The sequence below is a fragment of the Streptomyces sp. NBC_00076 genome, from assembly GCF_045041235.1.
In the GTDB taxonomy this organism is placed as follows: domain Bacteria; phylum Actinomycetota; class Actinomycetes; order Streptomycetales; family Streptomycetaceae; genus Streptomyces.
Window position 1 is genome coordinate 6,736,482 of record NZ_CP108242.1, and the last position, 21,900, is coordinate 6,758,381.

A 21,900-nucleotide genomic window follows, 5' to 3' on the forward strand; every position below is an offset into this window, starting at 1 on the left:
TGAGTCCTCAAGGGGGCCAGGAAGTCACAGAAACGCTGTTCTCCGGCCACAGGTGCGTGGATAAAGTGCTCGGGTAGTCACGCAGTGAAGTCGACCGGGCGGGCCGGAGTGACGCCGGGCGGGCTCATGGGCATGGGATTCGGGGAGCTGCGCGTGCCAACTGCCATTGCCGTGACCAGCGCCGACATGGCGCTGCCGCCGCAGGACGATCGAACCATGCCTGCCGCCGTCCTGCCGGACCTGGACCGCCAGCCGCTCGACCGGTCGCTGGCCGCTGTGCAGACACTCGTCGAACAGCACGGGCATGTGATCGTCGTGTGCTCGCAGGCCGTGCCCCGGGAGGTGGAGCGGCGACTGCTCACCGTCCGCTCCCTCCTGGAAAGCGACCGGATCGCCCTGTTCCGGCCTGACCTGCCACCCCTCGGACTCGCCGTCCTGGCCCGCCAGTTGCGGCAGCTCGCCTCCTGCGACCTGAGCCCCGGCGTGCTCGCCTCGGCCGCCCGGCTGCTCACCCACTACCTCCACGCGGGAGCGCTGCTCGGCTCCGTCACCAAGCTCGACCGCGTCCCCGTGGGACTGAAGTCGCACGCCAAGTCCTGGATGCCGGGCAGCCAGTTCGGGGTGCTCGCCCATCCGCAGCCGCAGCTCGTGCGCATCGCGCCCGGCGCGACTCTCGCGGGCCCGGAGTTCTCCACGTCGATGCTCGTCGCCCGGGGGCAACTGCAGTCCGACTGGGTCAGCGCGACCCTGGCCAAGTCCTGGAGCGTCCAAGGGCTGCGCGAGGCCCCGCTGCCCGCCGAGTCCGCGCTGTGGTGGGGGACCGGCAAGCTCATCGAGTTCTGTACCTTCCTGCCGGACCTGTCGGTGCTCTACCAACTGGTCACCTCGGTACGGCAGAACACCTGTCACTGGTGCGGCATCGAGGTCATCGGCGATCGCTGTGTCTTCTGCTCCGCGACAGCGCCGGTGTCGCACGTAACCCCAGGAACACCGGGAACACCGGGAACACCCGGAACGTCAGGGTCACTTTCCGTATCGCCCGCGTACCGGAACCAATTGCCCGCCGGGTGAGCCGACCCGGACCCGCGCCGCCCGCCAGACCCGCTCCGTCAGACCGGCTCCGCCAGACCCACTCCGCCAGACCCAACCCCCCGACGAGGTCGTACGGTTCATGAACTCCCGTCAGCGCCGCGGCGTGATACTCCTGCTCCTGTCGGTCCTGTGCGCCCTCGGCGCCTTCGCCGGCGTGCTGTCCGTCATCAACGACGTGAAGTCCAAGGTCGGACCCGAGGTCGCCGCGTACCGGCTGAAGTCCGACGTGAAGCCCTACACCAGCCTCAGCGCGGCCCAGTTCGAGAAGACCGAGATGCCGAAGCGCTGGCTGCCGGACACCGCGGTCACCGACCTCTCCCGGATCCGCGGCAAGATCGCCGTCACCACGCTGCGGGAAGGCTCCCTGCTGCAGAGCGACATGATCGTCGACCAGCCCGCGCTGCGGCCCGGGCAGCAGGAGGTCGCCATCATGATCGACGCGGCGACCGGCGTCGCCGGAAAGATCACCGCGGGTTCCTCGGTCAACGTGTACGCCACCTTCGAGGGGCAGCGGGAGGTCGACCCCGACCTGTCCAAGATCATCGTGACCAACGCCCGGGTCATCGACGTCGGCGAGCTGACCGCCCTCAAGCCCGACGCGGACGACCGCACCCGGCAGGAGACCGACGCCGTCCCCATCACCTTCGCGCTCTCCACCCTGGACGCCCAGCGCATCACGTACGCCGAGTCGTTCGCCAAGGAGGTCCGGCTCGCGCTCGTGGCACCCGGTACCGACACCGCCGTCCCGGAGCAGGAGCGCAGCTACGAACTCGCCAAGGACAAGTGAGAGGCCGGCCATGCCCACGAGGATCCTCCCGGCGGTCGGCGACGCGGACGCGGCCCGGTCCATCACCACGTTGCTCAGCCAGCTCCCGGACGCCGAACCGCTCGCTCCGGTGGTCGACTCCACCCAGCTCATCGACGCCCTCGCCCGCCTCGCCACCGAGTCGATCGACGAACTGCCCGAGGTCGTGGTCGTCCACGAGCGCATCGGCCCGGTCCCGGCCCTGGAACTCATCCGCGAGGTCGCCCTCCGCTTCCCCGCCGTCGGCGTCATCCTCGTCACCTCCGACGCCAGCCCCGGCCTCTTCCAGGCCGCCATGGACTACGGCGCCCGCGGCCTGATCGCCCTGCCGCTGGGCTACGAGGAACTGGCCAGCCGGGTCCAGGCGGTCGCCCAGTGGTCGGTGGGCGTACGGCGTCATCTGGGCGTCGGGGGCGACGTGTTCACCGGTGTCGGCGGGACCGTCGTCACGGTCAGCGGGGCGAAGGGAGGCGTGGGGGCGACCCTCACCGCCATCCAACTCGCCCTCGCCGCCCAGGCGTCGGGACGCAGCACGGCCCTGCTCGACATGGACCTGCAGACCGGGGACATCGCGTCCTACCTGGACGTCCAGTTCCGCCGCTCGGTCGTCGACCTCGCCGCCATCACCGACATCTCCCCCCGCGTCCTCGCCGACGCCGTCTTCCCCCACGACACCGGCGTCGCCCTGCTGCTCGCCCCCGGCGAGGGCGAACGCGGCGAGGAGGTCACCGACCGGGCCGCCCGCCAGATCGTCAGCGCCCTGCGCTCCCGCTACGAGGTCGTCGTCGTCGACTGCGGCGCCCAGCTCGGCGGCGCAGGCGCCGCCGCCGTGGAGATGGCGGACACGGCCCTGCTGGTCACCACGCCCGACGTGGTCGCGGTCCGGGGCGCCAAACGCACCGTCCGGATGTGGGACCGGCTGCAGATCCGCAAGGCCGAGGAGACGACGATCGTCGTCAACCGCCACACGCGCGGTACGGAGATCCAGCCCCCGCTGATCCAGAAGATCACCGGCACGGCCGTCGCGGGCATCGCGATCCCCGCCAACTTCAAGGAACTCCAGAGCGCGGTGGACGCCGGCCGCGTCCACGAACTCGACAGCAAGAGCACGGTGAAGCAGGCCCTGTGGGCCCTCGCGGCCGAACTCGGCCTGGTCAAGAGCCCCGACAGCCCCGGTCATCGGGCCGGCAGGCTGCGCGGCGGCGGCGACCGGGCCGCGGTCGGGTTCCGGCGACGCCGCGAGCTGGGGAGCTAAGCATGCGCCGGCCGGGGTGGAAGGGCGCCGTGCTGCGGAAGGATGCCGTGGTGCGGAAGGGCGCCGTGCTGCGGAGGGACGACGGCCAGGTCACCGTCGAGTTCCTCGGCATGACCCCGCTGATCCTCATCACCCTGGTGCTGATGTGGCAGTTCGTGCTGCTGGGATACACGTTCACGCTCGCGGGGAATGCTGCGGACGAGGCGGTGAGGGCGGGGACGGCGGTTCCGGAGGGGGCGCGGCAGGGGGCGTGCCAAGAAGCGGGCCTGGACAAGCTGCCGGACGCGTGGAGCGGTGAGGTGGAGTGCGCCACCTCCGGCGGCTATGTCACGGCCGACGTCACCCTCCACGTCCCCGTCCTCTTCCCGGGGGCGATCGGCTTCCCCTTCGACGTGAAGGGCCACGCCGGGGCTGTGGAGGAGGTGAAGGACTGAGATGCCGTACGACGGGAAACGCCACGGCAGGCGCGGGGTTCGCCGCGACCGCGGTCAGGTCGCCCTGGAGTACCTCGGGTTCATCCCGATCCTGGTCCTCGTGGCGATGGCGGGCGTACAGATCGGGCTGATCGCCTACACCGCCCAGCAGGCCGGTACGGCGGCCCGGGCGGGTGCGCGCGCGGCCTCGATCGAGGAGAGCGCCCAGGAGGGGTGCGCGAACGCGATCAGCGACTGGCTGAGCGTCGCGTGCTCCGCCGCGGAGAGCGGTGACGCGGTCACGGTCACCGCCACCGTCCAGATCCCGTCGATCGTCCCCGGCTGGAACTTCGACCCCGCCCAGAAGACCGCCACCATGCCGCTCGACCACTGAGGAAGCACCCATGAGCCTGCGGTCACGCATCAACTCCCCGGAAGAGAACGGCAGCCGGGGTGAGGACGGCCACATGGTCGCGTCCTACCGGGCCAAACTGCTGGAGGAGATCGACCTCGCGGAGATGAGCGCGCTGGCGGCCGCCGAGCGCAGGGCACGGCTGGAGCGGGTGCTCGGTCACATCATCAGCCGGGAGGGCCCGGTCCTGTCGACGGTGGAGCGCTCGCAGCTGATCCGCCGGGTGGTCGACGAGGCACTCGGGCTCGGCATCCTCGAACCGCTGCTGGAGGACGCGTCGATCACCGAGATCATGGTGAACGGCCCGGACGCGATCTTCGTGGAGCGCGGCGGCAGGGTGGAGCAGCTGCCGCTCCGCTTCCCCTCCCACGACCAGCTGATGCAGACCATCGAGCGGATCGTGTCGACGGTCAACCGGCGGGTGGACGAGTCGAACCCGATGGTCGACGCCCGGCTGCCGTCCGGCGAGCGCGTGAACGTGATCATCCCGCCGCTGTCGCTGACCGGCGCCATCCTGACGATCCGCCGCTTCCCGCGCTCCTTCACACTCAGCGAGCTGGTCGGCTTCGGCTCGCTCGACGAGAACATGCTGTATCTGCTGGCGGGCCTGGTGCAGGCGCGGTTCAACATCATCGTGTCGGGTGCGACGGGCACCGGCAAGACGACCCTGCTCAACGCCCTCTCCGGACTGATCCCGGACGGCGACCGCATCATCACCATCGAGGACTCGGCCGAACTCCAGCTCCAGCAACGGCACGTGGTCAGGCTGGAGTCCCGTCCGCCGAACGTCGAGGGCAAGGGCCGGATCACCATCCGCGACCTGGTCCGCAACTCGTTGCGTATGCGTCCCGACCGGATCGTGGTCGGTGAGGTCCGCGGCGGCGAGTCGCTCGACATGCTCCAGGCCATGTCGACGGGCCACGACGGCTCACTGGCGACCGTGCACGCCAACAACGCGGAGGACGCGCTGATGCGGCTGAAGACCCTGGCGTCCATGTCCGAGGTGGAGATCCCCTTCGAGGCGCTGCACGACCAGATCAACAGCGCCGTCGACGTCATCATCCAGCTCACCCGGTTCGCGGACGGCGTCCGCCGTATCACCGAGATCGCGGTGCTCGACAGCCACGGCAGCGAGCCGTACCGGCTGGCCAGCGTCGCCCGCTTCGACGCCCGGCCGATGGCGGCCGACGGCCGGATCTACGGGGCCTACCAGCACTTCCCGCTCCCGCGCCGTACCGCCGACCGCCTCTACATGGCGAGCCAGCCCACGCCCCAGGCCTTCGGCGTGGCCCAGTCCGCAGATCAGCTAGCCATCCGAGAAGCCAGGTAGGACCGCCCCCCATGGACCCAGATCTCCAGACCCTCGTCCCGCTCACCATCGGCGTCACCCTGCTGACCTGCGTCCTCACCGTCATCGGGGTGCACACCTACGCCAAGGGCAGGGCACAGCGGGCCGCGCTCGTGGAGCGGCTGACGGCCGCCGGCCAGATATCCGCCACCGGCCGGCAGCGCCGCTTCCGCAACCTGGACCGCCGGCTGCGGCGGACCCGGACGGGCCGGAAGCTGGAACTGCGGCTGGCGGCGACCGGCATGGACATCACGCCCGGCGAGTTCTTCGCCGCGATGCTGGCCGCGGTGGCGGGCCTGTGGCTGGTCGGGCAGGCGACCCTGGCCCCCTTCTTCGGGCCGATCGCCGGACTGCTCGGCATCTGGGCGGCGATGCAGTTCCTCACCTGGCAACGGCAGAAACGCATCGAGAAGTTCATCAACCAACTCCCGGAGATGGCCCGCATCCTGGCCAACGCCACGCAGGCGGGCCTCGCGCTCCGCACCGCGATCGGCATGGCCGCGGAGGAGCTGGAGGCACCGGCCGGCGAGGAACTCGCCAAGGTCGACAACCAGTTGGCGATGGGCGCGACGATGGACGACGCGCTCGGCGAGATGGCCGAACGTCTCCCCTCCCGTGAACTGGTCGTCCTGGTCACGACGTTGGTCCTGTCCAACCGGGCGGGCGGCCAGGTGGTGAGCGCCCTGCGGAATCTGACGGAGACGCTCGAGGAACGCAAGGAGACCCGGCGCGAGGTCCGCACCCAGCTGTCCCAGGTGAACATGACGTCGTACGCGGTGCCGGTGCTCGGCGTCGGCTCGCTGTTCCTGATGAACGGGGTGAAGGACGGCGCCCTGGACCGGATGACCGGCTCACCGCTGGGCCAGGCGGCGGTCATCGTCGCGTTCGGGCTGTACACCGTGGGCTTCGTCCTCATCCGCCGCCTGTCGCGGATCGACGTCTGAACGGCTGGGAGGAACTGGACACATGGCACTCCTGCTGGCCCTGCTGATGGGCCTCGCCGTCTGGGGCGTCTTCACCGGCATCCGCATGTACCGGGCGGAGGTGAAACTCCCCAGCGACCTGGTGCTGGCCCTGGAGGTCGGCGCCACCCGCACCGGCGCGGTCGACTCGCTGATCGACCGCCTCGGCATGCGCTACGCCCCCGCCGTCCTACGGCTGATGGGTCCCAAGCAGGTCGCGAAGTACCGCCGCAAGATCGACCTGGCCGGCAACCCCGGCGGCCTCACCATCGACCGCTACGCGGCGCGCCGCGCGGTCTACGGCTTCCTCGGCGGCGTCGGCTTCCTGGTGTTCCTGCTCCGCGGTGACCTCCTGGTGGCCCTGTTGCTGCTGGCGTTCGGCGCGTTCTGGACGGAGGTCGGCATCTGGTCGGCGATCCGGATCCGCAAGGACGTGATCGAGCGGACCCTGCCGGACTTCCTGGACGTCCTGGCGGTCGTGGTGAGCGCCGGCCTCGGCTTCCGGCAGGCACTGGACCGCGTCGCCTCGAAGTACGAGGGCCCCTGGGCGGACGAACTGCGCATCACGCTCCGCCAGATGGACCTCGGCATGAGCCGCCGCGAGGCCTTCGCGGAGCTGCGTCGCAGGAACGACTCCGAGCAGGTCGCGATGTTCGTGACGGCTCTCCAGCAGGGGGAGGAGCTGGGGGCGCCGATCGTCGACACGCTCGTCTCCCTGGCGAAGGACATGCGCCGCACCGACGCCCAGAACGCCCGCCGCAAGGCCGCCCGGGCGGTCCCCAAGGCCACGATGATGATCACGACGTTCATGGTCCCGGCCACGATGATCCTGCTGGGGGCGGGGCTGCTGCTGGGTTCGGGGACGGACTTCGGCTCGATCACCGGTAAGTAGGGGGCGGGCGAGAGGTGAGGGTGAGCGCGCGGATGAGAGCGAGGGTGCGGGCGAGGACGGGGGCGGGAGCGGGGGCGGGGCACAGGCGCCGGGCGGCCGGGTGGGTGCACGGGCGTGGGCGCGGGCGTGGGCAGGGGCGTGGGCCTGAAGTGGAGACGGGGGTGGGGGCTGGGAGCGGCGGGCTCGGGGTGGAGCCTGGGGAGGGGCTTGCGGCGACAGCGCCGGGCGGGGGCGCGGTGGTGGCGGGGCTTGCCGTAACGGCGCCGGACGAGGGCACGGGGGAAGGGCTCGCCGGGACAGCGCCGGACAAGGGCACGCGGGAGGGGCTCCCCGGGACAGCGCCGGGCGGGCTTGCGGTGGCGGCGGGGGATGGGCTCGCCATGACAGCGCCGGACTGGAGCGTGGTGGCCGAGGGGGACTGGCTCGCTGTACCAGCTGCTGACGGCCGCATGACCGCCGACGGCGACAAGCCCTCGCGTCGGACTTCCGCCGTCGACGGCGATCAGCCCTCGCATCGGACTGCCGCCGCCGACGGTGTTCAACCGCCCCACGCGGCACCGGCAGTTGACGGTGATCAGTCTCCGCCGGGGCCCCCGACGGGCGAACCCGCGCCGCCCATCCCGCTCCAGGTGAACGCCCTCCAGGCCATGTGCCGCCAGGTCTTCGGCTTCCGCCTCGCGATGATCGCCCTGGCGGCCCCCGCCGCCCTCCTCAACGCCAGCCCCGGGCTGGGCGCCCGGCTGGTCGGCGCCGCCGTGGTCGTCACCTTCATGGGCTCGTACGTCCTCTTCCGGGACTGGGAACGCTTCGGCCCGCTGCTCCTGCGCCACCCCACCCTCCTGGCCGTGGACACCCTCTTCGGTTCCCTGCTCCTGATCTCGGCGGGCCCGGACACCACCCTCGCCTACGTCAGCGTCTGCACACCTCTCCTCGCCGGCATCGTCTACGGCTGGCGAGGCGCGGCCGTCTTCGCCTCCCTGCAGTCACTGATCCTGCTGCTCGTCCAGGCCACCCTGAAGGACGCCCGCGCCGAATTCACGGAAGCCCTGCTGCTGCCCGGCTTCTGCGTCATCACGGGAGCCGTCGGCTCCACCCTCCGCAACCTGATGCTCCGCTTCGGCACCGCCACCCAGGCCCTGACGGCCGTCCAGGCACGCCTGGCCGCGGCGGAGGCGGTGAGCGCCGAACGGGCCCGTCTCGCCCGGGAGATGCACGACTCCGTGGCCAAGACCCTCCACGGCGTGGCCCTGGCCGCGGACGGCCTGGCGAACTCGGCGGGCGCCCCCCGCATCGACCCGGACCTCATCAAGCGGCAGGCCGAACTCGTGGCCCGCTCGGCCCGCAGGGCGGCTGCCGAGTCCCGCGAACTCCTGGCCGACCTGCGCCGCGAATCGGACCTCGACCACACCACCGACGTCCTCGCGGAACTGGCCGCCCGCACCCACGACTTCGGCGCCCGAACCACGCTGCCGACCACCTTCCACCCGACCGGGGACCGGACGGAGCAGCCGCCCCCGGTGCCGCCCGCCGTGGCCCGCCAGCTCCTCACCATCGCCACGGAGGCCATGGAGAACGCCCACCGCCACGCCGCCGCGACCCGGCTCGACGTCCACGCGGGAATCCACGGCGACGTCCTCCGCATCAGCGTGTACGACGACGGCCGCGGCCTCCCTCCGGACACGACCCTCGAAGAGCTCCGCCGCTCGGGACACTTCGGCCTGGTGGGCATGGTCGAGCGGGCGGAGTCGGTGGGCGCCGGCATCCGTATTGGCAAGGGCATACACACCCAGGGCACGGAGGTCCTTCTGGAACTCCCCCTGGCAGCACCGCCCCCGGAGAATAGGGAAGCCCTGTGACGAGGACGACGAGACCGAGACGACGATATCGAGGACATCGATGAGTGCGACGACGACGCATTCGAGGACCCCATCGCCGCCCGCCCCCGACTTACGGGTGGTCGTGGCCGACGACAACCCCGTGGTCCGAGCCGGCCTGACCGCCCTGCTCACCGGCCGCGCGGACATCACGGTCGTCGCCGAGGCGGCCGACGGCCACGAGGCCTGCGAGGCGGCCCGGCGCCACCGTCCCGACATCGTCCTCCTGGACGTCCGCATGCCCGGGCTCGACGGCATCTCGGCGCTCCCGTACCTGGTGGGGATCGCCCCGGTGATGATGCTGACGTACAGCGGGGAACCGGAGATCGTGGAGGAAGCCCTGCGACGCGGAGCCGACGGCTACCTCGTCCACGGCGAGTTCACCGCCGACCAACTGGTGACCGCCGTACGGGACATCAAGGACGGCCGCCCCCACTTCACGCCCACGGCGGCGGGGGCGCTGCTGAGCCGACTCCGTGCGTCGGGTGCGACTGCATTCGAAGGCGAACCTTCCGCTTCTTCTCATCAGCAAAGAGTTGCGTTGTCCTCATCGGGCAACTATTCCCTCTCATGGATACCAACTCCGTCCAATTCTCCGGAAATCGCTTCACGAGTGCAACCGGATGTGGGACAGTCGTCTAGGTCGCGGTTCCAGCTCAGTTCGAGGGAGGCGGAGATCATGGACCTCATCGCGTCGGGGATGACCAACCAGCAGATCGCCGCCACGTGCTTCATCAGCGAGAAGACCGTCAAGAACCACATCAACCGCATCTTCGCCAAGCTCACCAGCACCAGTCGCGCCCAGGCCACCGCCAAGTGGCTCACCACGGCAGTGGGTTCACACCGTGCACACCGTTCACACCGAGGACTGGGGTGACCTGTGCTGACACCAGGGGGGAGTCGCGGGGTTCGTCATTGGGCCCGGAATTGGGCCCAGGGGCCCTCGGCAGGACGGGGTGTTCCGTCGTACGTTGGGGCGATCGCTCGCCGATCGGCCGCCATCGGAGGGGAACACCATGAGCAACTGGATCAACACCACCGCCGCGTACCTGCGCAACCGCGCCGCCCGCAACGACAAGGGGCAGACGGCGGTGGAGTATCTGGGGATCATCGCCGTGGTGGTGGCGATCGTTTTGGCTATTACGGGGACGGACATCGGGCAGACGATCTTCGACGCAATCACGACAAAGATCGCCGAGGTTACCGGCGGCTGAGGCGGCGCAAGCACGGCGATGCCGGGCAGGCCTTCCCCATCTACATCACGGTGGTGGCGGGTCTGCTCCTTCTGGCGTTCGCATACCTCGCGGTCGGCCAAGCTGCGGCGAATCGGAACGGCGCCCAGACAGCGGCAGACGCGGCAGCGCTCGCGGCCGCTCTGGACACCCGGGACGCGCTTGCCGACGAGTGGGTCGAGAACGTACTCGATCCGAACAAGTGGCAGGCCATCTTCGACGGTGGCGGTGTGCCATTCCTCGGGTGCGAGCGGGCGAACGCGTTGGCGGCGCAGAACGACGCCAGTGCGGACTGCGGTACTGCGCCGGGCCTGCACCCCGGTTACACGGTTGAGGTCGAAACGATCAAGCCCGTTGGCGATTCCATCATCCCCGGCACTGAGACCATGCACTCGACGGCGACTGCCACTGCCGTCATCGAGCCGCTGTGCACGTTCGAGCCCCCGGGAGAGGACGCTGACGAGAACGTGCTGCCGAAGCTTTCCTGCGATGACGACAGGGAATGGATTCTGAAGCCCGACGACCTCACTGTTCTTCCAAAACCGGAGGACCTCTTCGACGTCCATCTGGCCGACGTGACAAGCGAATGACGAGTGATGAAGGAAGCAGAGCGATGAGCATTCGGTTCACTGCGAAGGCCCGAAGGGGGATGGTCGCGCTGACCGCTGCGGCCGCACTGGCCGTCAGTGTGGCCGGCTGCGGTGGTGGAGGTGACGACGACCAAAAGCCGGAGAGTTCGGCGTCCAGCACCAAGGAGAGTGGACCCGGACCGAGTACTCAAGAGGGCAGCTCCGAAGCGCCCCTGGCCGAGCTGAAGGGACCCGACGGACTCGTCCTCCAGATCACTTCCGCCGAGCGGGATTCCGGCGGATTCGTCACCGTGAACGGAAACTTGACGAACGACGGCGCCAAGGGCGTGGCGGTTCCTGCCTCGTTGAGCGGCAACGAGACCGAGATCATCAGGAACGGCAGGTCACTCGGCGGCGCGACGCTGGTGGATTCGAAGGGCAAGAAGCGGTACTACGTGCTGCGCGACACGGACGGCCGCCCCCTGACGACGACGGGATTCTCGACAGTGAAGGCCGGCGAGACCGTTGCAGTCTTCCTGCAGTTCCCGGCGCCCCCCACTGACACGACCGAAGTCACCTTCCAGCTGCCCGCCTTCGCCGCTGCCCCCATCCAGATCTCCGGGTGAGGCCAATGACCCACATGCGCCTCACTCTGATTCTTACGACCACCTCCTTTTTCCTTGCCAGCACAGCCCTCGCGGCCCACGCCGACCCCACCCCCAGCGTCCCCCCCGGCACCGAACCCACCGCCTCCGCCCCCGTCACCGTGGACGCCAACGACCCGGACCTGAAGCTCCCCGAAGGCGGCACTCTCGCTGAACCGAAGGTGCTGGACATCAAGCAGGTGGTCGAGGACCAGGGCGGTGAGGAGCGCCGTGAGGACACGAACGCGGACGTGAAGTTCGCGCTTCAGGCCGAGGTGCTGTTCGGCAAGGACAGCGCGAAACTGGGCGCCGAGGCGAAGGCCCGTATCTCCTCGATCGCGGAGGAGATCAAGACCCAGAACGCGACACGGATCCGGGTGTTCGGCTTCACGGACGACCTCGGATCCTCCGCCCACGGCGACGTACTGTCCAAGAAGCGCGCGAACGCGGTACAGGACGTACTGGACCAGGAACTCAACGACCCGAACGTCACCTTCGAGGTCCGCGGCTACGGCGAGCAGTACCCGATCTCCTCCAACGCGACGGAGTCCGGCCGTAAGAAGAACCGACGGGTCGAGGTCTCCTTCCCCCGCACGGAGAGCTGACCGCCACCTACGAGCGCTCCCCGCCCTCCCCGCCTGTCCTGCCGGCCTCGCCCGCCCCTCCGTCCAGGTTTCTCTCCACCGTGACCCGTGCCCCCACCCGGACCCCCCACCCCGCCATCGCCCCGGCCGCCGCCTCCAGCACATGCCGGGACCGCAGTCGGGGCAGGCCCAGACGGCCCGGCTTCATGGTGCGCACGGCGAGGACCCTGAGGCCGCGGTCCAGATAGGCGACGTCGATGGGGATACGCATCCGAAAGGTGTGCACGCTGCCGGCGGGGGACAACAGCATCGCCCCGTCGACGCGGTCCCGCCCGAGCAGCCCCTTCGTACGGGCCCGGTAGGAGGTCGCGATCTCCAGTGGAACGGTCACCCGCTCCGCCCCGTCCCCGCCGTGCACCACCAGCCTGCCCCGTCCGTCGAGCCAGCGCCCCACGCGAGATCACCTCCCTGCGCCGCTTCGCAATGCCGCTTCGCAATACCGACCGAACGTATCCGAGTCTGGGACGGTGGTGGCGATTCGCCGTACCCGACCGAACGAGGTGACCGAGACGTGCGAAAGATCGTCCTGATGATGTCGATCTCCCTCGACGGCTATATCGAGGGCCCCGGCCAGGACATCTCCTGGCACCGCGTCGACGACGAAGTGCACCGGCACGCCAACGACACGGTCGCGAGGATGGGCGGGCTGCTGCACGGCCGGGTCATGTACGAGCTCATGGCCGGGTACTGGCCCACGGCCGACTCCGACCCCGAGGCCGGCCCGATCATGACCGAGTTCGCCGGTATCTGGCGGGACATCCCGAAGGTCGTCTACTCACGGACCCTGCGGCACGCCGACTGGAACACGACGATCGCGCGGGAGGTCGTCCCGGAGGAGGTGCGGGCGCTCAAGGAGCAGCCGGGCGGCGACCTCGGGCTCGGCGGGGCCGATCTCGCCGCCGCCTTCCTGCGACACGACCTCGTCGACGAGTTCCATGTCTACGTCCATCCCGTCCTCCTCGGCGACGGCAAACCCCTCTTCCCCCGCACCGACCCCCGCACGACGTCCCTCCGGCTCACCGAGTCCCGCACCTTCGGCAACGGTGTCGTACTGCTGCGTCACGAGCGGCTTCAGCCGGAAGCGCGTTCGGACGTGCCGGGCACGTCCGAAGCGGGTAGGTAAGCCGTCATGACCACTCTCGGAGCAGTGTTCCGCCCGCAGTTGCCGCCCGAAGACCTGCGATCAGTGGCGCGGCTCGCGGAGGGTGTCGGTCTGGAGGAGCTGTGGCTCTGGGAGGACTGTTTCCGTGAGGGTGGGATCTCGGCGGCCGCCGCCGCGCTCGCCTGGACCGAGCGGGTACGGATCGGGATCGGGCTGCTGCCGGTGCCGCTGCGGAACGTCGCCGTCACCGCGATGGAGGCGGCCACCCTGCACCGGATGTTCCCCGACCGTGCCGTTCTCGCCCTGGGGCACGGGGTGCAGGACTGGATGGGCCAGGTCGGGGCGCGGGCCGAGTCCCCGCTGACCTTGCTGCGGGAGCATCTCGTGGCGCTGCGCGCCCTGTTGCGCGGGGAGCGGGTCACCACCGACGGGCGGTACGTCAAGCTCGACGACGTCGCACTCGACTGGCCGCCGGCGGGTGACGGCGACATCCAGGTGCTCGCGGGCGCCACCGGCCCGCGCACGCTGCGGCTGGCCGGCGAGGTCGCGGACGGCACCCTTCTCACCGCGTCCACCCCGCCCGACGGGGTGCGACGGGCACGCGCGCTCATCGACGAGGGGCGGGCCGCGGCGGGGCGGACCGAGCCGCACAAGCTCGTCGTCTATCTCCTCACCGCCACCGGACCGGACGCCGCCGTCCGGCTGCGTGCCGAGCTGACCGACGAGGGGGTGGGCTCCGTCCCGGACCTGGGAGTCGCAGGGGACGCGGACGCCGTCGCCAAGGCCGTCCAGCGACTGGCCGAGGCGGGCGCCGACACGGTGGTGCTCCAGCCGACGGGCGACGAGCCGGACCCGGAGGGATTCGTACGGTTCACCGCGGAGGAAGTCCGGCCCTTGGTGCCGTGAATCCGGCCGAGACCGACCCGCCGCTGAGCCGCGTCCTGCCCGGAAAATCAGGAGCGGCCACCGACAACGCCCTGCGACGATCCGTCCATGAGTCAGCCGCCCGTACAGCAGCCGCCCATGAACCAGCTCCCCGCGCTCCCGGAGCCCCGTACCTTCGAAGACCTCGTCGCTGAAGGCGCCGCCGTGCCCACCGAGGGGTGGGACTTCTCCTGGTTCGAGGGCCGGGCCACCGAGGCGCGGCCCTCGTGGGGGTACGCGCGGGCGATGGCCGGGCGCCTGGCGGGCGCGTCCGCGGCGCTCGACATCCACACCGGCGGAGGTGAGGTCCTCGACTTCGCTCTCGCCGCGGCCCCGAAGGCGCCCGTGCTCACCGCCGCCACGGAGGTCTGGCCGCCGAACGTGGCCAAGGCCACCGCCCTGCTCCGGCCGCGCGGCGTCGCCGTCGTCGCGACCGCGGACGACGCGCCGTTGCCCTTCGCGGACGCGACCTTCGACCTCGTCGTCAGCCGCCATCCGATCCGCCCGGACTGGCCGGAGATCGTCCGCGTCCTGCGCCCCGGGGGCACGTACTTCGCCCAGCACGTCGGTCCCTCCAGCGTCTTCGAACTCGTCGAGTACTTCCTCGGCCCGCAGCCGGAGGCGTCCCGCAGTGACCGTCACCCGGACCGCGAGCGCGCCGGTGCGGTGGCGGCCGGACTCGAGATCGTCGACCTGCGCGCCGAACGGCTGCGCATGGAGTTCCATGACATCGCGGCCGTCGTCCACTTCCTGCGGAAGGTGGTCTGGATGGTCCCCGGCTTCACCGTCGAGGCGTACGAGCCCCGACTTCGCTCGTTGCACGAGCAGATCGAGTCCGAGGGACCATTCGTCGCCCACAGCACCCGCCACCTCTTCGAGGCCCGCAGACCGGGCGAGTGAGCGCGGCCCGTACGTCCGCCCGGGTCTTCCCGGCGGCGCGCACCCGCACCGACGCCTCGGCCGCCGAAAGGACCCGCGCATGCGCGGCGAGCATCGTGCCGACCACGTCGGCGACTGGCGTACCGGTTTCGGCGGGGCTGGCCAGGAACTGACGCTCCAGACGCCGCGCGCTTGTCTGTGCCCAGGTGATTTTCACGGTCATGGTCGGACGCAAGGACGGAATGAGGTCAGATTCTGTCCTCTTCCGTCACTCCCTGTGTAATTCACGGGCTCCACGAGGGGCTGCGCGGTGTCTGTCCGCCCGTGCCGGCGAGAGAGCCCACTCGTGCCGGGCGTCAAGCGCGCGTGCGCACTCGCCGTCACCCACCGGAGGGAACCTCTCCCCCTGGTTTCCCCACCGAGAACCAGCCGGTCGCGCCCCTGAAATCCGCCGCTATCCGGCCACGCACCAGCCATGACAGGGCCCGCGGGTCGCCACCGCCGCGTCGTCGCCCGACTCCGGAGAGTAGTTGTGGCACGCCGATGCGCGCAGCATCACTTACGAAGGGTTATGGTGGAAACCCCCCCTCGGGCCGGTCCGTCTCCCCCCCACGGACCGGCCCGTTTTTTCTGCCCTGAACGGGCACCCGTGAGTAGTGGCCCCACCGAACTGGCCTACGTGGTGCGGACCCCACAAGGCGCGCCCACTGCCCGCACCGGTACCCTTCGGCTCGCGGGGACCGCATCCGCACGGAGGGGCTGACAATCACGTGAACCTGCGCGACACACTGCGTGGCCTGCTCGTCAGGCTGTACGCACGCCGGGTGGAAGGCCACCTGGATCACGCCCAGGTGCCCAAACACATCGGTGTCGTCATGGACGGCAACCGGCGCTGGGCGAAGGCCGCGGGTTCCACCACCGCCCAGGGACACCGCGCCGGTGCCGACAAGATCGAGGAGTTCCTCGGCTGGTGCTCCGAGACGGACGTCGAGGTCGTCACCCTCTGGCTGTTCTCCACGGACAACTTCGACCGGCCTCAGGAAGAACTGGTCCCGCTCTTCGGCATCATCGAGGACGTGGTCCGTTCCCTCGCCGCCGACGGCCGCTGGCGGGTGCACCACGTCGGCGCGCTCGACCTGCTGCCGCAGGGGATGCGGGACGCCATCAAGGAGGCCGAGGAGACCACCGCGTCGAGAGACGGGATACTGGTCAACGTCGCCATCGGCTACGGCGGCCGCCAGGAGATCGCCGACGCCGTCCGCTCGATGATCCTCGACGCCGCCGACAAGAACACCTCGATGGAGGAACTCGCCGAGTCCGTCGACGTCGAGACGATCGGCCGCCACCTCTACACCGGCGACCAGCCCGACCCGGACCTGGTGATCCGTACCAGCGGTGAGCAGCGCCTGTCCGGATTCATGCTGTGGCAGACGGCGCATTCCGAGTACTACTTCTGTGAGGTCTTCTGGCCGGCCTTCCGCAAGGTCGACTTCCTGCGCGCGCTGCGCGACTACGCGGCGCGCCACCGCCGTTACGGCGGCTGACCGACTTCACCCGGAAAGAGCAGCGGCTACCCCCTTTGGGGTGGAAGTAACACGGAGTTCACCAGCCCGCCGTCATATGTGCTGGCATGGCGCGGCAGGTTCAAGGGCATAAGGCAAGCAGGTCGACGCCCGAACCACGGGTGTCGGATCTCAGCGGACGGCACGGGGCCGTCCGCCCGGGAGGCCCTTTGCACCAGCCCGACCGTGCGGTCTCAGCGCGGACGAAGCAGTGGAGGGCCGGTCCCCGGCCCGTGCATCGCGGCCGACGACCGGTCCAGCTCCACTCCGTCGCTCCCCGACCTCATCCGAGGGGGTACGTCCTTCCGTGGTGACCAGCACAAAGCGCCGTATGCCAGACCGGCGCACCTATGTTCTCGACACCAGCGTCCTGCTGGCCGACCCGAACGCCCTGAGCCGCTTCGACGAGCACGAGGTCGTGCTTCCCATCGTCGTGGTGACGGAACTGGAGGCCAAGCGGCACCATCCCGAACTCGGCTACTTCGCCCGGCAGGCTCTGCGCCTGCTGGATGAGTTCCGGGTCCGATTCGGTCGCCTCGACGCCCCCCTCCCGATCGGGGAACTCGGCGGGACAGTCCGTGTCGAGCTCAACCACTCGGACCCCAGTGTGCTGCCCAGCGGCTACCGCCTGGGGGACAATGACTCCCGCATCCTCGCGGTCGCCCGCAACCTGCAGGCCGAGGGGTTCGACGTCACAGTCGTGTCGAAGGACCTTCCGCTCAGGATCAAGGCGTCCTCGGTCGGTCTCCTCGCTGAGGAGTACCGCGCCGAACTCGCCATCACGGACGCCTCCGGCTGGACCGGAATGTCCGAACTGACCCTGCCCGGCGAGCAGGTGGACATCCTCTTCGAGGAGGGGCACGTCCACGTGCCCGAGGCCGCCGACCTCCCGGTGCACACGGGGCTGACGATCCAGTCCGAGCGCGGCAAGGCCCTCGGCCGGGTCTCGCCCGAGGGCAACGTCCGCCTGGTGCGTGGAGAGCGTGAGGCGTTCGGCATCAAGGGCAGGAGCGCGGAGCAGCGCATCGCGCTGGATCTGCTCCTCGACCCGGACATCGGGATCGTGTCCATGGGCGGCCGGGCCGGCACCGGCAAGTCGGCGCTGGCGCTGTGCGCGGGCCTGGAGGCGGTCCTGGAGCGCCGTCAGCACAAGAAGGTGATGGTCTTCCGGCCGCTGTACGCGGTGGGCGGGCAGGAGCTCGGCTATCTGCCCGGCTCCGAGTCCGAGAAGATGAGCCCGTGGGCGCAGGCGGTCTTCGACACGCTGTCCGCGGTCACCAGCCGCGAGGTCATCGAGGAGGTCACCGCGCGGGGGATGCTGGAAGTCCTCCCGCTCACCCACATCCGGGGCCGCTCCCTCCATGACGCGTTCGTGATCGTCGACGAGGCGCAGTCGCTGGAACGGAACGTCCTGCTGACCGTTCTGTCCCGGATCGGGGCGAATTCACGGGTGGTTCTCACCCATGACGTGGCCCAGCGGGACAACCTGAGGGTCGGTCGGTACGACGGTGTCGTCGCCGTGGTCGAGAAGCTGAAGGGCCATCCGCTCTTCGCGCACGTCACGCTGACGCGGTCCGAGAGGTCGCAGATCGCGGCCCTTGTGACCGAAATGCTGGAGGACGGGCACATCTGACCCAAGTGCTCAACTTGCGGTAGCTACCCGTGGGGTGGCGCCGTCCGGCAAAAGCCAGTGAGCCTAGCCGGGCGGCGCCTTCGCGCGTGGAGCTTTCTCAGAATCGCCGGGGTCAAACGAGATGTGAGCTTTCACACGGCACACAGAATTGCCTTGCGGTGTCGGGTTACGGCAGAGTCTCACTCCTGTCAGGCCCCGCATACGACACATCTGTGCCCCCAGCGGTACGGCACCACAGGAACCACACCCAACTCCATACAGTCGTCGTATGCCGCCCGAGTCACACGCGGCGCTCCCGCAAGGGAGTTGTCCATCGGGCCCGCGCCTCCCGTGACCCCGCAGTTGGGAGGCCAGTGCCAGGGGGCACGATTGCGTCCGCCAGGGTCACCGAAGCGGGCGATGCTGGAAGGAAACCGTGTGAGCCCGATTTCGGTCAGGGGATTCGCAGTGGCCTCGGCCACGGCGGTCACCGCTGTCGGAAGCGTCGTCGGAGTTGCCTCGGGCAGCACCGCGCAGCCCAACGACGCGGAGGCGACGGCAGCCGACTCGACGCTCCTCGCTGACATCCCCGCGGGTCAGCTGGCACAGGTGCAGACCGCGTCCCTCACGCAGCAGGCCGACACCCAGGCCATCGCCGCGGACGTGAGCGCCAAGAAGGTGGCGGAGGAGACGGCCCGCAAGGAGGCCGCCAAGACCGCGCAGGAGAAGAAGGACGCCGCCGAGAAGGCAGAGCAGGCGGCCAAGGAACGCGCCGAGGCCGAGGCCAAGACCAAGGCCGCCAAGGCGTCGGGTCCTGCCAGCTTCCCCGTGCAGAGCTCCTACAGCATCGCGCAGATCCAGGCGATGGCGCGTTCGGTCGTGTCGAGCGATCAGTTCCAGTGCTTCAGCAACATCGTGGACCACGAGTCCAGCTGGAACTACCGGGCGGTCAACGCCTCGTCCGGTGCCTACGGTCTCTTCCAGGCGCTGCCGGGTTCCAAGATGTCGTCGGTCGGCTCCGACTGGCAGACCAACCCGGCCACCCAGATCAAGTGGGGCCTCAACTACATGGACAGCCGGTACGGCAGCCCGTGTGAGGCCTGGTCGTTCTGGCAGGCCAACAACTGGTACTGAGCCTCCCCGGCTCCGGCCACGCACTCAACCTCGCGCAGCCCCTCCCCGTCCTACGGGGAGGGGCTGTTGCCATGTACGGTCGGACCGGACGACTCCGGGGGAGTGGTGAGGAGAGACGGGGGAAGAGGGCGAATCATGTCGCGAGTGCCAGGGTGGCTCGGTCGGCTCGGCGCCGGACTGACCGACATGGGTGACCGGTTGAACGAGCGTCGGGCGCGGGCGGAGAGGGAGGAAGCGGAGTCCGAAGCGGCTCCGTTCGCGGACCACGGCCCACCGCCGGCCGCCGACGTCCACACGTCCCCGGACCACCAGTCGGTGGCCGTCGTGACCCGCCCGGACCCGGCGCACGCCGTGCCGTGGGGGATGCGGGTGGCGGCCGAGGCCGGCTGGCGGCTGCTGGTGCTGGCCGGCACCCTCTGGGTCCTCATGAAGGTCATCACTGCCGTGCAGTTGGTGGTGCTGGCGTTCGTGGCGGCGCTGCTCATCACGGCGATCCTGCAGCCGACGGTGGCGAGGCTCAGGCGGCTCGGCTTTCCGCGCGGTCTGGCCACCGCGCTGACCGCGGTCCTCGGGTTCGTCGTCATGGGCCTGATCGGCTGGTTCGTGACCTGGCAGGTCATGGAGAACATCGACAACCTCTCCGACCAGGTCCAGGACGGCATCGACGAGTTGCGCAAGTGGCTGTTGAACAGCCCCTTCCACGTCACGGACAAGCAGATCAACGACATCGCGGAGAACCTCCGCGCGGCGGTCGGCGCGAACACCGACCAGATCACGTCGGCGGGCCTTGAGGGCGTCACGGTCGTCGTCGAGGCGCTCACCGGCATCCTGCTGGCGGCCTTTTCGACGCTGTTCCTCCTCTACGACGGCCGGCGCATCTGGGAGTGGACGCTGAAGCTGGTCCCGGCGGCGGCCCGGCCGGCCATGGCGGGCGCGGGCCCGCGGGCCTGGCGGACCCTGACGGCCTACGTCCGCGGTACGGTGATCGTGGCCCTCATCGACGCCATCTTCATCGGCCTGGGCATCTTCTTCCTGGACGTCCCGATGGCCGTCCCGCTCGCCGTCTTCATCTTCCTGTTCGCCTTCATCCCGCTCGTCGGCGCGGTGGTCTCCGGCGCGCTCGCGGTCGTGGTCGCGCTGGTGACACAGGGCGTCTTCACGGCGGTCCTGGTGCTGGCTGTGGTGCTGGCGGTCCAGCAGATCGAGGGCCACATCCTGCAGCCGTTCATCCTGGGCCGGGCCGTTCGGGTGCACCCGCTGGCGGTTGTGCTGTCGGTCGCGGCCGGCGGGATGGTCGCGGGGATCGGCGGTGCGGTGGTGGCGGTGCCGTTGGTGGCGGTGACCAACACGGTGGTGGGGTATCTGCGGTCGTACCCCCACGAGACCGCGCTGAAGCAGTCGCCGCGGCCGAGGGGCGCCACGGCGATGGGGGCGGCTCCCGCGGACACACCTCCGCAGCAGTAGCCCGAGAGTCTGGGAATCCGGCAGGAACGGTCGACCGAGAATCGTTCACATGCGCGCCGAACAAAGCCAGAACAAGTCCAGAACAAAGCCAGTTGAACGGCATGCGGCTTCAACTTCCGTCAGCTGACGACAGCTCGGAATACTCCCGTCGGAGTATGCGCCCAGCCTGATACACATTCCTCCTTCAGTGCTACGCGTCAGGCGTATGTGCGACACGCCAAGGGGAGTGATGTCGGGCTACGAACTGCTCGCACCGGCCCTGGCCGAGTGCGGGCGTGAGCGCTTCACGGGGGAGTTGCGGATCGCCGGATCCCCCGGCGGCACCGTCCACTTCCGGGACGGACTCGTGGTCGCCGTGGAGTCCCCGGGCGCGCCGGGCCCCGAGGCCCTGCTGCTGCGTTCCGGTCGGGTCAGCGGCGAGCAGTGGGCGGAGCTGGTGAGGGAGTCCGGCGGCTCGCGCTGGCCGGCCACGGAGCTGGTCACCCACGGATACGCGGGCGCCGCCCAGCTCAAGGTCGTCTGTGTGATGGCGCTGCACGACGCGGCGTTCGCGATCGCCGCGGGCCGGGCGGACGATTGCGAACGCGCCCCCGCCGCCGAGCCGTTCGCCCAGGTCGCCGTGGGGGAGTCGCCCTCCCGGCTGCTGCGGGAGGCGGCCCGCCGACTCGCCGCCCTCGCGGCCCTGCCCCACCCCGTGCACCCCGACCGCGAGCGCCCCCTGCCGGCGAACCGCGGCGCGGTCGGCCCGCACGGCACCCTGCGCGGCGAACTGCTCGCTCATGCCGACGGCCGCCGTACGAGTCGCGATCTGGCCTTCCGCACCGGGCGCGGCGTCTACACCGCCACCGTCGAGGTGGCCCGGATGCTCGCCGAGGGGGTCCTGGAGTGCCCCGCGGAACCCCTCCCGATCCCGGTCCTGCGCACACCGCCCGACGGTCGGGGCGTACACCCCCGGACGACTCAGACACCCCCCGAGTCCCTCGCGTCCCCGCCACCCCCGATTCCCGCCGCTCTGCCCCGCCGTAAACCGGGCGGGTTCTTCCGCCTACGGAACGGAATCCCGAAATGACAAACGGTCCGA

General features: G+C 70.1%; 23 protein-coding genes. 22 read left to right on the plus strand and 1 reads right to left on the minus strand.

The features are described 5' to 3' along the window. Positions 1 to 132: 132 nt before the first annotated feature. The 14 genes from OHA64_RS30770 (at position 133) to OHA64_RS30835 (ending at position 12,103) form a co-directional block, all read left to right on the plus strand. Entirely contained in the window at positions 133 to 1,071 is a 939-nt protein-coding gene (locus OHA64_RS30770; RefSeq protein WP_405624190.1) for a hypothetical protein, read from the plus strand. A gap of 100 nt (positions 1,072 to 1,171) precedes the next feature. After that, positions 1,172 to 1,879: a Flp pilus assembly protein CpaB gene (gene cpaB / locus OHA64_RS30775; RefSeq protein ID WP_405618553.1), complete on the plus strand. Its 708-nt coding sequence runs from the start codon at positions 1,172 to 1,174 to the stop codon at positions 1,877 to 1,879. A 10-nt stretch (positions 1,880 to 1,889) separates the two neighbouring features. After that, the gene (locus tag OHA64_RS30780) at positions 1,890 to 3,152 is read left to right on the plus strand and encodes a CpaE family protein (RefSeq protein ID WP_405618555.1); all 1,263 of its coding nucleotides are present in this window, start codon (positions 1,890 to 1,892) and stop codon (positions 3,150 to 3,152) included. Positions 3,153 to 3,262: 110 nt separating this feature from the next. Next, a complete protein-coding gene (locus OHA64_RS30785; protein ID WP_405624191.1) occupies positions 3,263 to 3,586 on the plus strand; it encodes a pilus assembly protein in 324 nt (107 codons plus the stop codon). A gap of 1 nt (position 3,587) precedes the next feature. Then, positions 3,588 to 3,959 (plus strand): TadE/TadG family type IV pilus assembly protein, encoded by a 372-nt coding sequence (locus tag OHA64_RS30790; RefSeq protein ID WP_405618557.1) that lies wholly within the window; start codon positions 3,588 to 3,590, stop codon positions 3,957 to 3,959. 10 nt (positions 3,960 to 3,969) lie between these two features. Continuing rightward, positions 3,970 to 5,307: a CpaF family protein gene (locus OHA64_RS30795; protein ID WP_405618560.1), complete on the plus strand. Its 1,338-nt coding sequence runs from the start codon at positions 3,970 to 3,972 to the stop codon at positions 5,305 to 5,307. A gap of 11 nt (positions 5,308 to 5,318) precedes the next feature. Beyond that, positions 5,319 to 6,269, plus strand: coding sequence for a type II secretion system F family protein (locus OHA64_RS30800; RefSeq protein WP_405618562.1), 951 nt, complete (start codon positions 5,319 to 5,321; stop codon positions 6,267 to 6,269). A 22-nt stretch (positions 6,270 to 6,291) separates the two neighbouring features. Further along, positions 6,292 to 7,179 (plus strand): DUF5936 domain-containing protein, encoded by an 888-nt coding sequence (locus OHA64_RS30805; RefSeq protein WP_405618565.1) that lies wholly within the window; start codon positions 6,292 to 6,294, stop codon positions 7,177 to 7,179. A 449-nt stretch (positions 7,180 to 7,628) separates the two neighbouring features. Beyond that, positions 7,629 to 9,035: a sensor histidine kinase gene (locus OHA64_RS30810; RefSeq protein WP_405624192.1), complete on the plus strand. Its 1,407-nt coding sequence runs from the start codon at positions 7,629 to 7,631 to the stop codon at positions 9,033 to 9,035. 40 nt (positions 9,036 to 9,075) lie between these two features. Then, positions 9,076 to 9,930, plus strand: a complete 855-nt coding sequence (locus OHA64_RS30815) for a response regulator (RefSeq protein ID WP_405618568.1) — start codon at positions 9,076 to 9,078, stop codon at positions 9,928 to 9,930. A 139-nt stretch (positions 9,931 to 10,069) separates the two neighbouring features. Next, positions 10,070 to 10,267 (plus strand): Flp family type IVb pilin, encoded by a 198-nt coding sequence (locus OHA64_RS30820; RefSeq protein WP_405618570.1) that lies wholly within the window; start codon positions 10,070 to 10,072, stop codon positions 10,265 to 10,267. Continuing rightward, entirely contained in the window at positions 10,264 to 10,875 is a 612-nt protein-coding gene (locus OHA64_RS30825) for a pilus assembly protein TadG-related protein (RefSeq protein ID WP_405624193.1), read from the plus strand. The genes OHA64_RS30820 and OHA64_RS30825 overlap by 4 nt, the downstream gene beginning before the upstream one ends. Before the next feature lie 23 nt (positions 10,876 to 10,898). Next, positions 10,899 to 11,480: a hypothetical protein gene (locus OHA64_RS30830; RefSeq protein WP_405618573.1), complete on the plus strand. Its 582-nt coding sequence runs from the start codon at positions 10,899 to 10,901 to the stop codon at positions 11,478 to 11,480. Between the two features lie 14 nt (positions 11,481 to 11,494). Beyond that, a complete protein-coding gene (locus OHA64_RS30835; protein WP_405618576.1) occupies positions 11,495 to 12,103 on the plus strand; it encodes an OmpA family protein in 609 nt (202 codons plus the stop codon). A gap of 7 nt (positions 12,104 to 12,110) precedes the next feature. On the opposite strand, the gene OHA64_RS30840 is transcribed toward OHA64_RS30835, so the two are convergent. Beyond that, positions 12,111 to 12,536: a DUF192 domain-containing protein gene (locus tag OHA64_RS30840; protein ID WP_405618578.1), complete on the minus strand. Its 426-nt coding sequence runs from the start codon at positions 12,534 to 12,536 to the stop codon at positions 12,111 to 12,113. A gap of 117 nt (positions 12,537 to 12,653) precedes the next feature. Here OHA64_RS30840 and OHA64_RS30845 point away from each other — a divergent pair, with 117 nt between their 5' ends. From OHA64_RS30845 to OHA64_RS30880, 8 genes are all read left to right on the plus strand, one after another. Continuing rightward, positions 12,654 to 13,265: a dihydrofolate reductase family protein gene (locus OHA64_RS30845; RefSeq protein ID WP_405618580.1), complete on the plus strand. Its 612-nt coding sequence runs from the start codon at positions 12,654 to 12,656 to the stop codon at positions 13,263 to 13,265. Positions 13,266 to 13,271: 6 nt separating this feature from the next. After that, positions 13,272 to 14,150: an LLM class flavin-dependent oxidoreductase gene (locus OHA64_RS30850; RefSeq protein WP_405618582.1), complete on the plus strand. Its 879-nt coding sequence runs from the start codon at positions 13,272 to 13,274 to the stop codon at positions 14,148 to 14,150. Between the two features lie 117 nt (positions 14,151 to 14,267). After that, complete coding sequence (locus OHA64_RS30855) at positions 14,268 to 15,068, plus strand: class I SAM-dependent methyltransferase (protein WP_405624194.1); 801 nt, start codon at positions 14,268 to 14,270, stop codon at positions 15,066 to 15,068. A 749-nt stretch (positions 15,069 to 15,817) separates the two neighbouring features. Next, entirely contained in the window at positions 15,818 to 16,591 is a 774-nt protein-coding gene (locus OHA64_RS30860) for an isoprenyl transferase (protein WP_405618585.1), read from the plus strand. Positions 16,592 to 16,916: 325 nt separating this feature from the next. After that, entirely contained in the window at positions 16,917 to 18,242 is a 1,326-nt protein-coding gene (locus OHA64_RS30865; RefSeq protein ID WP_405618587.1) for a PhoH family protein, read from the plus strand. A gap of 399 nt (positions 18,243 to 18,641) precedes the next feature. Then, positions 18,642 to 19,355 carry a transglycosylase SLT domain-containing protein gene (locus tag OHA64_RS30870; protein ID WP_405618589.1) on the plus strand — a complete coding sequence of 238 codons (714 nt, stop codon included), beginning with the start codon at positions 18,642 to 18,644 and terminating at the stop codon, positions 19,353 to 19,355. 135 nt (positions 19,356 to 19,490) lie between these two features. After that, positions 19,491 to 20,819, plus strand: a complete 1,329-nt coding sequence (locus OHA64_RS30875) for an AI-2E family transporter (protein WP_405618592.1) — start codon at positions 19,491 to 19,493, stop codon at positions 20,817 to 20,819. A gap of 229 nt (positions 20,820 to 21,048) precedes the next feature. Then, the gene (locus OHA64_RS30880) at positions 21,049 to 21,888 is read left to right on the plus strand and encodes a MarR family transcriptional regulator (RefSeq protein ID WP_405618595.1); all 840 of its coding nucleotides are present in this window, start codon (positions 21,049 to 21,051) and stop codon (positions 21,886 to 21,888) included. The last annotated feature ends 12 nt before the right edge of the window (positions 21,889 to 21,900 follow it).

Coding starts and splice junctions, on each gene's coding strand:
- OHA64_RS30770 (WP_405624190.1), top strand. CDS start 133: ATGGGATTCGGGGAGCTGCGCGTGCCAACTGCCATTGCCGTGACCAGC.
- cpaB (WP_405618553.1), top strand. CDS start 1,172: ATGAACTCCCGTCAGCGCCGCGGCGTGATACTCCTGCTCCTGTCGGTC.
- OHA64_RS30780 (WP_405618555.1), top strand. CDS start 1,890: ATGCCCACGAGGATCCTCCCGGCGGTCGGCGACGCGGACGCGGCCCGG.
- OHA64_RS30785 (WP_405624191.1), top strand. CDS start 3,263: ATGACCCCGCTGATCCTCATCACCCTGGTGCTGATGTGGCAGTTCGTG.
- OHA64_RS30790 (WP_405618557.1), top strand. CDS start 3,588: ATGCCGTACGACGGGAAACGCCACGGCAGGCGCGGGGTTCGCCGCGAC.
- OHA64_RS30795 (WP_405618560.1), top strand. CDS start 3,970: ATGAGCCTGCGGTCACGCATCAACTCCCCGGAAGAGAACGGCAGCCGG.
- OHA64_RS30800 (WP_405618562.1), top strand. CDS start 5,319: ATGGACCCAGATCTCCAGACCCTCGTCCCGCTCACCATCGGCGTCACC.
- OHA64_RS30805 (WP_405618565.1), top strand. CDS start 6,292: ATGGCACTCCTGCTGGCCCTGCTGATGGGCCTCGCCGTCTGGGGCGTC.
- OHA64_RS30810 (WP_405624192.1), top strand. CDS start 7,629: ATGACCGCCGACGGCGACAAGCCCTCGCGTCGGACTTCCGCCGTCGAC.
- OHA64_RS30815 (WP_405618568.1), top strand. CDS start 9,076: ATGAGTGCGACGACGACGCATTCGAGGACCCCATCGCCGCCCGCCCCC.
- OHA64_RS30820 (WP_405618570.1), top strand. CDS start 10,070: ATGAGCAACTGGATCAACACCACCGCCGCGTACCTGCGCAACCGCGCC.
- OHA64_RS30830 (WP_405618573.1), top strand. CDS start 10,899: ATGAGCATTCGGTTCACTGCGAAGGCCCGAAGGGGGATGGTCGCGCTG.
- OHA64_RS30835 (WP_405618576.1), top strand. CDS start 11,495: ATGCGCCTCACTCTGATTCTTACGACCACCTCCTTTTTCCTTGCCAGC.
- OHA64_RS30850 (WP_405618582.1), top strand. CDS start 13,272: ATGACCACTCTCGGAGCAGTGTTCCGCCCGCAGTTGCCGCCCGAAGAC.
- OHA64_RS30855 (WP_405624194.1), top strand. CDS start 14,268: ATGAACCAGCTCCCCGCGCTCCCGGAGCCCCGTACCTTCGAAGACCTC.
- OHA64_RS30870 (WP_405618589.1), top strand. CDS start 18,642: ATGCTGGAAGGAAACCGTGTGAGCCCGATTTCGGTCAGGGGATTCGCA.
- OHA64_RS30875 (WP_405618592.1), top strand. CDS start 19,491: ATGTCGCGAGTGCCAGGGTGGCTCGGTCGGCTCGGCGCCGGACTGACC.
- OHA64_RS30880 (WP_405618595.1), top strand. CDS start 21,049: ATGTCGGGCTACGAACTGCTCGCACCGGCCCTGGCCGAGTGCGGGCGT.